At 58.2% G+C, this 12,396-nt stretch carries 8 protein-coding genes; 6 read left to right on the forward strand and 2 right to left on the reverse strand.

Annotation, left to right across the window (positions count from 1 at the left end; all coding sequences use genetic code 11):
* Nucleotides 1-108 precede the first annotated feature (108 nt).
* Nucleotides 109-2,424: an alpha-galactosidase gene (locus NBH12_RS10575; protein WP_250819471.1), complete on the forward strand. Its 2,316-nt coding sequence runs from the start codon at nt 109-111 to the stop codon at nt 2,422-2,424.
* Between the two features lie 112 nt (nt 2,425-2,536).
* Here the strand turns inward: NBH12_RS10575 and NBH12_RS10580 are convergent, their stop codons facing one another.
* A complete protein-coding gene (locus NBH12_RS10580) occupies nt 2,537-3,745 on the reverse strand; it encodes an ROK family transcriptional regulator (RefSeq protein ID WP_250819472.1) in 1,209 nt (402 codons plus the stop codon).
* Nucleotides 3,746-3,918: 173 nt separating this feature from the next.
* Between NBH12_RS10580 and NBH12_RS10585 the strand changes: the two genes are divergently transcribed.
* From NBH12_RS10585 to ilvA, 5 genes are all read left to right on the forward strand, one after another.
* Nucleotides 3,919-5,208: an ABC transporter substrate-binding protein gene (locus NBH12_RS10585; RefSeq protein ID WP_250819473.1), complete on the forward strand. Its 1,290-nt coding sequence runs from the start codon at nt 3,919-3,921 to the stop codon at nt 5,206-5,208.
* A 21-nt stretch (nt 5,209-5,229) separates the two neighbouring features.
* Complete coding sequence (locus NBH12_RS10590) at nt 5,230-6,159, forward strand: carbohydrate ABC transporter permease (RefSeq protein ID WP_054321889.1); 930 nt, start codon at nt 5,230-5,232, stop codon at nt 6,157-6,159.
* A gap of 18 nt (nt 6,160-6,177) precedes the next feature.
* Nucleotides 6,178-7,044, forward strand: a complete 867-nt coding sequence (locus NBH12_RS10595; protein WP_003827791.1) for a carbohydrate ABC transporter permease — start codon at nt 6,178-6,180, stop codon at nt 7,042-7,044.
* 416 nt (nt 7,045-7,460) lie between these two features.
* Entirely contained in the window at nt 7,461-9,281 is a 1,821-nt protein-coding gene (locus NBH12_RS10600) for a glycoside hydrolase family 13 protein (RefSeq protein WP_250819474.1), read from the forward strand.
* 303 nt (nt 9,282-9,584) lie between these two features.
* Nucleotides 9,585-10,850: a threonine ammonia-lyase gene (gene ilvA, locus NBH12_RS10605; RefSeq protein WP_003832998.1), complete on the forward strand. Its 1,266-nt coding sequence runs from the start codon at nt 9,585-9,587 to the stop codon at nt 10,848-10,850.
* Between the two features lie 179 nt (nt 10,851-11,029).
* Here ilvA and NBH12_RS10610 read toward each other — a convergent pair whose 3' ends face one another.
* A complete protein-coding gene (locus NBH12_RS10610; protein ID WP_052790319.1) occupies nt 11,030-11,785 on the reverse strand; it encodes a Sir2 family NAD-dependent protein deacetylase in 756 nt (251 codons plus the stop codon).
* Nucleotides 11,786-12,396: the final 611 nt, after the last annotated feature.

Genomic DNA, 12,396 nt, shown 5'->3' on the forward strand with positions numbered 1-12,396 from the left:
AATACTTACTTCATCCATCCAACACGCGGCACCAAGGCAACATATTCTACTTCTTCTACCATCACAATCAGTAGTTCAATGCATTCCGTATACGTCGAAGGAGACACTATGGCCCAGAACACCGCCACCTTCACCGGTACCGCCGCTGACGGAACCGCGCTCACCGCCATCTATCTTGTACAGCCCGATGCCAACGTGGCAATCGGTCTGGTCGCTGCCGGCGATGACCTGCCGCGTATCATTCATTGGGGTCGCCCGCTGAGCAATCCTGAGACCTTGCTCGCTGCGTACGATGCGCTCAAGCCGCAGCGCGTTTCCGGTGCACTCGATGACACCGCCTGGCCGTCCATCCTGCCGACTCAGGCCGAAAGCTGGATTGGTGAGCAGCGTGTGGTGCTGCGCCGCGACGGCATCGAACTCTTCCCCAAGTTCACCGTGACCGGTATGAAATTCGACGGCGTGGTAGCTGCTAGCCTCGATGCTGTGTCCGGCGACAGCTACACCGATGTGACTGGACGTGCCCGTACCACTGGCCCGGCCAACGTGCCCGGCGTGGCAATCACTGCGCGCGACGAAGAGCAAGGCGTGGAACTCGAATGGCATCTCGAACTTCTGCCCGGTGGTTTGGCCCGTCAGAAGGCCATCGTGACCAACCTGTTCGGAGCAGAAGCCGGTGCCGAGGCCCCGCTGGAAATCGGCAAGATCGAGCTCGGTTTCCCGCTGCCCGAATCCGCATCCGAAATCCTGACCACCACCGGCCACCATCTTCGCGAACGCAGCCCGCAGCGTCAGCCGCTCACCATCGGACGTTTTGAGAAGCCGCAGCTCGCAGGTCGCCCTGATTTCGACGCCTCCCTGCTGCTTACCGCCGGCGTTCCCGGTTTCGGCTTCGAGCATGGCGAGGCCTACTCGGTGCACGTGGGCTGGAGCGGCAACTCCGTGCTGTCCGCCGAGCGACTGCCGTACACGCAGGGTGTGATTGGCGGCGGCGAGCTGCTGTTTGGCGGCGAAGTAACGCTTGACGATGCAGCCGGCGAAGGCCAGAGCTCTTACGAAACCCCATGGCTGTTCGGCTCCTTCGGCGATGGTCTGAACGAGATTGCCGCACGCTTCCACTCCTATGTGCGTTCTTTGCACCCGCGCTTGTTCTCGCACGGCCGTCCGGTAATCCTCAACACCTGGGAAGCCGTGTACTTCGACCACAACTTCGATACGCTCAAGGCGCTCGCCGACAAGGCAGCCGCTTCTGGCGTGGAACGATTCGTGGTGGATGACGGTTGGTTCGGTTCTCGCCGCGACGACACCTCCGGCCTTGGCGACTGGCAGATTTCTCAGGACGTATGGCCCGATGGCCCGAAGTCCCTCAAGGCGCTCGCCGATTATGTGCATGCCAAGGGCATGGAGTTCGGCCTGTGGTTCGAGCCGGAAATGGTCAACCCCGATTCCGACGTGGCCCGCAACCACCCTGATTGGATTCTTTCGCCCACTGCCGGCCGTCTGCCGCTGCAGGGCCGCACTCAGCAAGTGCTCGACCTGACCAATCCGGAAGCTTTCGATTACATTTACAGCTGCATGGATCAGCTCGTCGGCGAGCTCGGCATCGACTACATCAAATGGGATCACAACAAGCTGGTCACTGAGCCCGGTTCTCGCCGCTCCGGCCGTCCGGCCGTGCATGCGCAAACTATTGCCGTCTATGAGATTTTCAAGGGCCTCAAGACCGCTCACCCGGGTCTCGAAATCGAAAGCTGCTCTTCCGGCGGCGGCCGTGTGGATCTCGGTATCCTCGAATACGCCGACCGTATCTGGGTGTCCGATTGCGTGGATCCGGTCGAACGCGCGGACATCCAGCGTTACACATCACTGCTTATGCCGCCTGCCATGATGGGCGAGCATGTGGGTGCCAGCCCCGCGCACTCCACTCGTCGTGAGACCAGTCAGGAATTGCGCATGGCGATGGCATTCTTCGGGCACATGGGCATCGAATGGAACCTGCTCAAGGAGCCGGACGATGCACTTGCCAAGCTGGCAGTGTGGGTGGCCGAGTTCAAGAAGCATCGTGATTGGTTCGCCATCGATACCTGCGTGCACGCCGACTCCAGTGATCCGGCCGTGCGCCTCGATGGCATGGTGATGCCGAACCGCAATGCTGCCATCTACCGCTTCACCCAGCTGACCACGAGCCAGACCTATCCTGCCGCTCCCGTGCATCTGCCTGGCCTTGACCCCAAGCGCAAGTATCGCATTAGCCCGCTCGACCCAAGCCTGGACCTCGAAGGTCTGACCAATGGTCAAAGCACCCTCGGTTGGTGGAACGAAGAAGGCGTAGTCCTGACCGGCGAAGCCCTGCAGCGCTACGGCATCCGTCCCCCGTCCCTCCACCCTCAGCAGGCAGTACTGTTCAAGGCCGTGGCGTTAAGCTGACAGCCCAGTGGGCTGTCAGTAGCCATGGCCTGAGCGAAGCGATAGCTGAGTGAAGGTGGGATTGAGCCTTGCCGATAGGCAAGTCCGTAATTGCTGGTCGTGGCGGAGTGACCTATCCAATATGCTTCACGATTACACGGCTGGCAGCGGCTTTGGCCCAGAGCTGCCAGCCGTGATCCATAATCGTGAACTTCACCGGTTGAGTTTGGCTATGCCGATAGAAGCGGATGCCGTCACGCAGCGAATCGGTACCAAGCTTCGCCAAAAATGCCGATTCGCCGGCGATCATTACATGCCCCGGCATAGCGATGTTCGCCACGGTGGCCACCAGCGATCCCAATCGGAAGCAAGTGCGGTGCACTAGCTGGGAGGCTTGCGGCACATGGGCTCTGGCATCGTGCGCAAAATCATCGAAGGTCGCTGCGCGGCCGATGATCGCCGAATACTGTTCCGCAATCGAATCGTCAGTCAGGCATTGCGAACACCCGATATGCCCACTGGTGCAGCGCGGGCCCTCCGGGTCGATGAGCACATGCCCCACTAGGCCAAAACTCTTGTCCGGGTAACTGACCGGTTCACCATGCACAGCCAGCGAATAGCCCACGCCCACGCCGATGGTCACTACGGCGAACGTATCCACGCCCACTCCCGGCCCGAACCAGGAGGCATCCACCAGCAGCGAATCGATATCGTTGAATACGCCGCATGGCAATCCGGTGGCCTCGTACACCATTGCGCCTAAATCTGTGGTGCCCTCCCAGTGCAGGAATGGGGCGAACGTGACGATGGAATCATCGATCACGTGACCTCCGACCGCTACGCCCACGGCAGTGGGAGCGGGCAGGTCGGTGGCGGCGACATCATCAGAGCATTCACGAACCAGCGTGGCTATCGACGATGTCACATATTCTGCCGACTGATCAGCACCAATTGGTATCTCATGCCGGCCGGAAACCAGCTCGCCATGCGCGTTCACGGCGGCCGACACAATGGATGTGCCGTGCACTTTGACGCCTACGAAGGTGCGTGCGTTCGAGCATAATACCAATGCGGTCTGCGGTCGGCCGCGACGATCCGAGCTCTCCTTGGGAGTAAACCGTTCAGGCAGCTTACCTGTAGTTCCGGCCACAGCCGGCAGTTCTTCGATGACTCCGGCATAAATCAAATCGCTGGTAATGCGGGAGAGCGCACCCTGGCTCAATCCCAGCATCTGTGCCAATGTGGTGCGCGCAATCGGCCCATATTGGGCGATGGCTGCCGCCACGCGATGCGTATGCTCGGATCCGGAAAACCATTGCGGAATCGCATTGGCGTCAGACATGCTTAAGCCCCCTTTGCATTATTTATTGCGTTAATCACAAAATACCGCGCTTTTTGTTTCTTACGCAATTGGGCTCGCTGGCGCTGGGAATGAAATGGCGCAATCGTTACTTTTGAAAGTGGAAGATCCGCCGGCGCTGAAGCCGGAAGGAAAGAGATAAAGGAGTCAACAATATGCTGTCCGATTCCCCACATTCAACGCCTAGACTGAAGCGTCTGGCCGTGCGCACTGCTGCTGTGGCGTGCGCTATCGCCATCGGCTTCGGTCTGGCAGGCTGCGGATCGAGCACCGCAGGTACCGTTACGCTGGATTTCTTCCAGTTCAAGTCCGAGGCCGCCGACCAGTTCAAATCCATGGTCGCCGACTTCGAAAAGCAGAACCCGACCATCAAGGTCAACATCAACAACTCCGCCAACGCCCAGACCGATCTACGCACCCGCTTCGTCAAGAACCGCGTGCCGGACGTAATCACCTTCAACGGCGACATCAGCTTCGGCAACTTCGCCGCATCCGGTGTTTTCTACGACTTCACCGACGAGCCCATCGTGGACACCCTCAACCCCGGCATGGTGCAGATCGCCAAGAACCTGGTGCAGACCACCGATTCCTCCAAGAAGCGCCTGTATGGTCTGCCCTTTGCCGGCAACGCCTCCGGTTACATCTACAACAAGGCGCTGTTTCGCAAGGTAGGTCTCGACCCGGAGAACCCGCCGACCACGTGGACCGAGTTCACCGATATGCTCAACACCTTCAAGGACGCCGGCATCAACCCGCTGCAGGGTTCCGTGGCTGACGCCTGGACCACCCAGGCACCGCTCGCCTCCCTGGCCGGCACGCTGGTTCCCGAATCGAAGTACACCGAGCTCAAGCAAGGCAAGACCACGTTCCAGGAACTGTGGAAGACCGCAGTCGAGAAGGAATCCGAGCTCTTCACCTACTCCACTGCGGACACCGGCGTCACCTACCAGCAGGGCACGCAGAACTTCGCCCAAGGCAAGGCCGCGATCATCCCGCTCGGCACCTACGCCATCCCGCAGATTCTGCTGATCAACCCCGATATCGAACTTGGTTTCGCCCAGATGCCGGCCACCGATGACGCCAGCGAGCAGATCCTCACCGCCGGCGACGACGTGATGCTCACCATCGGTGCGAACACCAAGCACCCCAAGGAAGCGATGAAGCTCGTCGAATTCCTCATGCAGAAGGATCAGCTTGACGCCTACGCCGACGCCCAGTCCGCCATCACGCCGCTGAAGGACACCTACTTCGGCAACGATGCGCTGGAAACCGTGCGCCCGTTCTTCGAGGAAAACCGACTGGCCGACTTCTGCGACCACTATATTCCTTCGTCCATCAACATCGGCGGCTACCTGCAGACCATGGTGACCTCCGGCAACACCGACCGCTTCCTGAACCAGATGCAGACCGAATGGGACAAGGTCCAAGCCAGGACCTTCGAGTGATCGGTAGGAGAGGAGAACATCATGTCACACGCAACTGCAACTAAGACCGCTGCTAAGAAACCCGCCAAGAAGAAGGTTTCCGCCTTCTCTACCCGCAAAGTGGATCCCGCCTACTACTGGATGGCGGTTCCGGCGGCTATCATTTTCGCCTTCTTCCTCTACCTGCCATTTCTTGACGGCGTAAAGTATTCCTTCACCAATTCGCAGGGATACGGCGACTACAAGTTCATCGGCCTGAAGAACTACATCGCTCTCTTTCAAGACAACCGTGTGGGCCACGCCTACCTGTTCACATTCTTCATCGCCATTCTCATCACAGTGCTGATCAATGTGATCGCCCTGTTCCTATCGGTGATGCTGAACTCGAAGATCGCCTTCAAAAACGGCTTCCGTGCCATCTTCTTCATTCCCTACACCCTCTCCGTGCTAGTCATCGGCTACGTGTTCAAGTACATCTTCATGAACCCGTTGCCCGAACTTGGCAAGGCACTCGGCATCAAGTGGCTGTCCACCTCGCTGCTGACCAATGAGCAGCTCAGCTGGATCCCGATCGTTTTCCTCGCCGTCTGGCAGGGCATCGCCTACTCGGTGCTCATCTACCTCGCTGGTCTGCAGACCATCGACGACGAAATCTACGAGGCCGCCGCCATCGACGGCGTCAATCCCTGGCAGAAGTTCTGGAAGATCACCTTCCCGCTGATCGGACCGTTCTTCACCATCAACCTCGTGCTGTCCATGAAGAACGCGCTCGGTACCTTCGATCAGGTCGTCGCCTTGACCGATGGCGGCCCGAACTCCGCCACCGAAACCGTCACCTACCTCATTTGGAAGGGTGGCCTGACCGGTGGCGAGTACGCCTACCAGACCGCGAACGCCGTGCTCTTCTTCATCGTGCTGGCGATTATCGCCTTCGTGCAGCTGCGCATTTCCCGCAGCCAGGAACAAATCTGATTTAGGGGAGGATAAGAAATGACTACTGCAACAGTCGCTCCGTCCAAAGCCGGCAAGCCCGCCAAGTTCCGCAGGGATCACCGCATCAACTGGTGGCTGACCGCCGCTGTGGCAGTGCTGAGCCTGACCATTCTGATCCCGCTCTACTTCACCATCGTCACCGCGCTGAAGACCCCGGCCGAAGCCGGCACCTTCGCTCTGCCCACCTCGTGGCAGTGGCATAACTTCGCCGACGCCTCCGCCAAGGTCAACTACCCGAAGGCCGCGCTCAACTCCGCGATTATCACGGTGGCCGCCGTGGTGCTCACCCTGCTGACCAACACCTTCGTGGCCTACGCCGTGGCCCGCAACATGGATAAGCGCTTCTTCCGCTTCCTGTACTACTTCTTCATCGCCGCCATGTTCGTGCCGTTCCCGGTCGTCATGCTGCCGATTGCGAAGCAGATGGGCTCCCTGCATCTGGACAACCAGGTCGGCCTGATCATCCTGTACACGGTGCTCGGCTTGGGCACGAACCTGTTCATCGCCACGGGCTTCATCCGTTCGATTCCGGTCTCGCTGGAAGAGGCGGCCCGCATCGATGGCGCATCCACGTGGCGCATTTTCTGGACCATCATCTTCCCGCTGATGAGCCCGATTAACGCCACCATCGCCATTCTGACCGCGCTGTGGGCCTGGAACGACTTCCTCCTGCCGTTGATCATTCTGACCGACCAGTCGAACCAGACCATCCCGCTCGCCCAGTACGTCTTCAGCTCGCAGTTCGCCACCAACTACCCGATGGCATTCTCCAGCTATCTGATGGCCATGGCCCCGATCCTCATCGTCTACATCTTCGCCCAAAAGTGGGTCGTGGGCGGAGTGATGAGAGGAGCGGTCAAGTAAAGGAAAGCCCAGTGGGCTTTCCGTTGACCGCTCCGAGCGGGCGGCAGCCCGCGAGGCAATATTGAGTCTGGCCGCAGAAACGCCTGTTCTCATGCTGTGTGGCACGTGTTTGTGCGCATAGGTGTGGAATCGCCCGTTTCTGCGTTGTACGGTACGGAAGCATGACGCGCAATCGTCTAGCGGTCACCGGAGACCCAGTGTGGCATGCTATTTTCGCCCGGACATCAACCGGATCGGCCGTTTATCGAATCGCTGCTATGCAATCCGGAACGCACGAATCGTGCACCGGGCCGTGCATTGCCAACTGGCGCTATTTATTTTCCGGCACACCAATGCAGATCACTAATGGGAATGTAATTCACCATTTTTTTAGACTGTGAGCAACGGGCAATATAGACATGAATAAGGAGCCAACGATGACTACTTTCAACCGCGCAATAATTCCTGACGCCATTCGCACCAACGGAGCCTCCCCGAACCCGTGGTGGTCGAATGCGGTGGTGTACCAGATCTACCCGCGGTCGTTCCAGGACACGAACGGCGATGGTTTCGGGGACCTGAAGGGCATCACCTCCCGCCTCGACTATCTCGCCGATCTCGGCGTGGATGTGCTGTGGCTCTCCCCGGTCTACAGGTCCCCGCAAGACGACAACGGCTACGACATCTCCGACTACCAGGACATCGACCCGCTGTTCGGCACGCTCGACGACATGGACGAGCTGCTCGCCGAAGCGCACAAGCGCGGACTCAAGATCGTGATGGACCTGGTGGTCAACCACACCTCCGACGAGCATGCGTGGTTCGAGGCGTCGAAGGACAAGGACGACCCGCACGCCGACTGGTACTGGTGGCGTCCCGCCCGCCCCGGCCACGAGCCGGGCACGCCCGGCGCCGAGCCGAACCAGTGGGGCTCCTACTTCGGCGGTTCCGCATGGGAATATTGCCCGGAGCGCGGCGAGTACTACCTGCACCAGTTCTCGAAGAAGCAGCCTGATCTCAACTGGGAGAACCCGGCCGTGCGCCGTGCAGTGTACGACATGATGAACTGGTGGCTCGATCGCGGCATCGACGGCTTCCGTATGGATGTCATCACCCTGATCTCCAAGCGTACGGATGCAAACGGCAGGCTGCCCGGCGAGGCCGGTTCCGAGCTCCAGGATCTGCCGGTGGGGGAGGAGGGCTACTCCAGCCCGAACCCGTTCTGCGCCGACGGTCCGCGTCAGGACGAGTTCCTCGCCGAGATGCGCCGCGAGGTGTTCGACGGGCGTGACGGCTTCCTCACCGTCGGCGAGGCCCCCGGCATCACCGCCGAACGCAATGAACACATCACCAATCCGGCCAATGGGGAGCTGGATATGCTGTTCCTGTTCGATCATGTCGATTTTGATTGTGATGGCGTCAAGTGGAAGCCTCTGCCGCTCGATTTGCCGGGATTCAAGCGGATCATGGCCGGATATCAGACTGCTGTGGAGAACGTGGGCTGGGCAAGCTTGTTCACTGGCAACCACGATCAGCCACGTGTGGTCTCTCGTTGGGGCGATGACTCCTCGGAGGAATCCCGCGTGCGCTCGGCCAAAGCGCTTGGCCTGATGTTGCACATGCATCGCGGCACTCCGTACGTATATCAGGGTGAGGAGCTGGGCATGACCAATGCTCACTTCACCAGCCTCGATCAGTACCGCGACCTTGAATCTCTCAATGCCTATCGTCAGAGGGTCGAGGAAGCCAAGGTACAATCGCCGGAATCGATGATGGCGGGTATCGCCGCGCGCGGTCGCGACAATTCGCGTACCCCAATGCAATGGGATGGTTCTGCCTATGCCGGTTTCACCGCACCGGATGCAGCGACGGAGCCGTGGATTTCCGTCAACCCGAATCATGCTGAAATCAATGCGGCCGGCGAATTCGACGATCCTGACTCGGTGTATGCCTTCTACAAGAAGCTCATCGCCTTGCGCCACAACAGTTCGATTGTGGCGGCTGGCGAGTGGCGGCTGATTGATGCGGATGACGCGCATGTATATGCGTTCACCCGCACGCTTGGCAACGAGCGATTGCTGGTTGTGGTTAACCTGTCCGGCCGAACCGTCGACTTGCCGCGTGAATCCACCGAGCTGATTGCCGGCGGCGTCACTGAGCCAGATATCATTCTCTCCACGTACGACGCCCCTCACACTGTGGTTTCCCTCGCCAACCGTGAGCTTGACCCGTGGGAGGCTGCTGCCGTCCAGCTGTAGGTAGGTATTTTTGTTTCGAGGGGCGGATTTGACCGTTTCCGGACGTCTATCTCCGTTTCAAGGGGCTGGTGCTCAAATAGTTCAGGGTCTGAAACCGCATAATACCGTCGTAAATAATGCGAGATACTTGGGGTATACCGAATTAAGCAGCCCCTCGAAACGGAGATAGACGTCCGGAAACGGTCAAATCCGCCCCTCGAAAGCGGAAAATACGGTAGGACTGCGCCAATGATTGCTCTGAAGTATCTTGTCAACGAGATGAATAGTCATTTTCGGCGTCCCCGCGCCATACAATGAGCAGCTATGGAACAAAAGGATGTTTTGAAGGCGCTGCAGCGTGATCATGCAGCCGAACTGAAGCTGGCCTCCGAACGACTCAAAGGCACTGCCCGTCACACGGAGATTATTCCTTCCCCGGTGTTGAGCGAGATGACTGGCCACGAGATTCTCCTGAAGCCTGAGAATCTGCAGGTCACTGGGTCATTCAAGATTCGTGGTGCATATAACAAGATTGCTTCGCTCGCCGAAGAGCAGCTTTCTCATGGTATCGTCACCGCATCCGCTGGCAACCATGCGCAAGGCGTGGCCTATGCAGCCCGGGAACGTGGCGCCAAGGCCACTATCTGCATGCCGCAGATTACTCCGCCGCTGAAAGTGGATGCCACCAAGGCCTATGGTGCCGATGTGGTGCTCTACGGTGATGTGTTCGATGAATCCGCAGCGCATGCCGCCGAACTCGCCGAGACGAAGGGCATGATCTACGTGCCGCCGTTTGATGACTACGAGGTCATTTGCGGTCAAGGCACCATTGGGTTGGAGATTCTCGAAGATGTGCCGAATGTCACCGATGTTGTGGTGCCGCTCGGTGGTGGCGGTCTTGGCGCCGGTGTGGCGCTCGCCATCAAGACCTTCAAACCTGATGTTCGTGTGATTGGCGCAATTCCGGAAGGTTCTCCGGCCTGGAAGGATTCGTTGGCATCTGGCCATGTATCCCCCGCCGATCGTGTGGTGACTTCCGCCGAGGGCGTTGCGGTCAAGCATCCGGGTGATTTGCCGTTTGCATTGCTCAACGAGTTCCTGGATGATTTGGTCACTGTCTCCGAACGAGACATCAACGAGATGATTCTGCTCATGCTGGAGAAACACAAGTTGGTGGTCGAGGCCGCTGGTGCCGTCTCGCTGGCAGCGCTCGAGCATCTGAATTTGCGTTCCCGCAAGTTCGCTGCGGCCACTGGTCCGCATGTGGTAGTGCCGATTATGTCAGGCGGCAACATCGATACCGTGACCATCGGCGCCGTGATTCAAAAGGGTATGATTGCCCGCGGCCGCATCATGAACTTTGAGGTCGAGCTGCCGGATACCCCGGGCCAGTTGGTCAAGGTGGCCACGTTGCTTGCTGAGCAGCGCGCCAACGTCATCCAACTGGATCACGATCAGTTCAAGGCCTCCGGCCATTACACCAACGCGGTATCTCTTGGTGTCACGGTCGAAACCAACGGCCCTGACCATATTGACCGCATCCTTGCGGCTCTGCGCGAAGCTGGCTTTAGCCCTAAGCGCATCTACTGATGTCCAATATCTCCCGCTGGCGGGAGATAGCGCGGAACGCAGGTGGGTGGCTGAACAATAATCATGAATTGTTCGTCACTGCCGGCGGAGCCGACTGAGACAAGGTGGGATAATCTGGTTCCCCTCTTTGAGGGGAACTTCGGACTGAAGCTCCCCTCAGTCGGCTTCGCCGACAGTAGCTACTTGTTCTCCGCAATCGTTTCGTTTACCAGCTTCGGCAGCGCGACGGCGATATCCTCATGAATCAATCGGCTTGCAAGATGGTCATACTGTGTGTGCCCCATATTCATAATGGTGATAGGCACGCCCGCCTGCGCAGCCACCGGCACGATGCTTGCTGCCGGGTACACCTCGAGGGTCGATCCGATTACCCACAGTTCATCGGCTTTGGTCGCCAAACTGTAGGACTTCTCCATAGCGCCCTCAGGCAGGGCTTCGCCAAAATACACCACGTCGGTTTTGATAATGCCATTGCAGGGCATATCACTGCGATACTTCAATCTGCGATGACAATGCGGATCTGGTTCCTCATCCAAGCGAGCCATGATATCTGCGGTGCTGTATTCTTGATGGCATTTCATACAATGCGAAGTGCCGATAGTGCCATGTAGATTCACAATGACGTCTGAGCTGTTTCCGGCCTTTTCGTGCAATGCGTCGAAGTTCTGCGTGGCCAGCAGAGTCAGCATGCCTGCCTTTTCCAGTTTGACCAGCGCTTTATGCGCGGCGCCGGACTGGGCGTTCCATACCGGTGACTCTTTTTGCCATCGCCAGGAGTACTCGCGATCTTCCTTATTGCGCAAGAACAGGTCAATGTCATATACGCTCATTTGATCGGGGTGCTTGGTCCATACGCCATCAGGGCCGCGGAAATCAGGAATGCCAGCTGAGGTCGAAATGCCGGCACCGGTTAATACAGCAATCTTTTTAGTCATGCTCATAGGTATACCCGCGGTTCATGAATGACAGTTGAAGATAAGGCCAGTGTGGATGCATCGCAGGATGTGACCCTGCGATGGTTGCCGGAAGATGAACATGTGCCAACGGGCCGAAAACAGTCGCGACACGCCAGTCACATAATGGATTCGATGTTTTTTTTTAGAAACATTTGAGGGGTTATTCTGGCCTCAACAGAGCAAAATAGGCTCTGCGCGACACGCCGAAGGAACAGCGTAATTACGCCGATTCCTAGGTCTTTTGTGCGCTCTGATTTGCGCGGATTCGCATCTACGTGTAAGTTTATCTCTTGCTGCTCAGCACGGAGGTTCTCCTCCTGAGAATGGCCTTCGGGCTGGTGTGGTGGTGGTTTGAGAACTCAAGAGCGTGTTTGTACTACTTCTTTATAGTCAATGATTGCCAGTTCATTCCTCGCCTGGCCGCTTGTGTGGTGGCTGGGTACCCGGGAGGGTTTGATGAGGGGTGATTGAGGGCGTCCTTCCTTAAGGACGTGCTCGTCGATTTTTGTTTTGTGAGTCATCTGTTCGGATGCTTTTCATGAAGTTTTTTTGTGGAGGGTTCGATTCTGGCTCAGGATGAACGCTGGCGG

The organism is Bifidobacterium sp. M3-N-101, assembly GCF_023656805.1.
GTDB classification, from domain to species: domain Bacteria; phylum Actinomycetota; class Actinomycetes; order Actinomycetales; family Bifidobacteriaceae; genus Bifidobacterium; species Bifidobacterium breve.

What these genes read in the sequence shown, in the direction of transcription:
- NBH12_RS10590 (WP_054321889.1), top strand. Translation starts at nt 5,230, where the DNA reads ATGTCACACGCAACTGCAACTAAGACCGCTGCTAAGAAACCCGCCAAG.
- NBH12_RS10585 (WP_250819473.1), top strand. Translation starts at nt 3,919, where the DNA reads ATGCTGTCCGATTCCCCACATTCAACGCCTAGACTGAAGCGTCTGGCC.
- NBH12_RS10600 (WP_250819474.1), top strand. Translation starts at nt 7,461, where the DNA reads ATGACTACTTTCAACCGCGCAATAATTCCTGACGCCATTCGCACCAAC.
- NBH12_RS10580 (WP_250819472.1), bottom strand. Translation starts at nt 3,745, where the DNA reads ATGTCTGACGCCAATGCGATTCCGCAATGGTTTTCCGGATCCGAGCAT.
- ilvA (WP_003832998.1), top strand. Translation starts at nt 9,585, where the DNA reads ATGGAACAAAAGGATGTTTTGAAGGCGCTGCAGCGTGATCATGCAGCC.
- NBH12_RS10575 (WP_250819471.1), top strand. Translation starts at nt 109, where the DNA reads ATGGCCCAGAACACCGCCACCTTCACCGGTACCGCCGCTGACGGAACC.
- NBH12_RS10595 (WP_003827791.1), top strand. Translation starts at nt 6,178, where the DNA reads ATGACTACTGCAACAGTCGCTCCGTCCAAAGCCGGCAAGCCCGCCAAG.
- NBH12_RS10610 (WP_052790319.1), bottom strand. Translation starts at nt 11,785, where the DNA reads ATGACTAAAAAGATTGCTGTATTAACCGGTGCCGGCATTTCGACCTCA.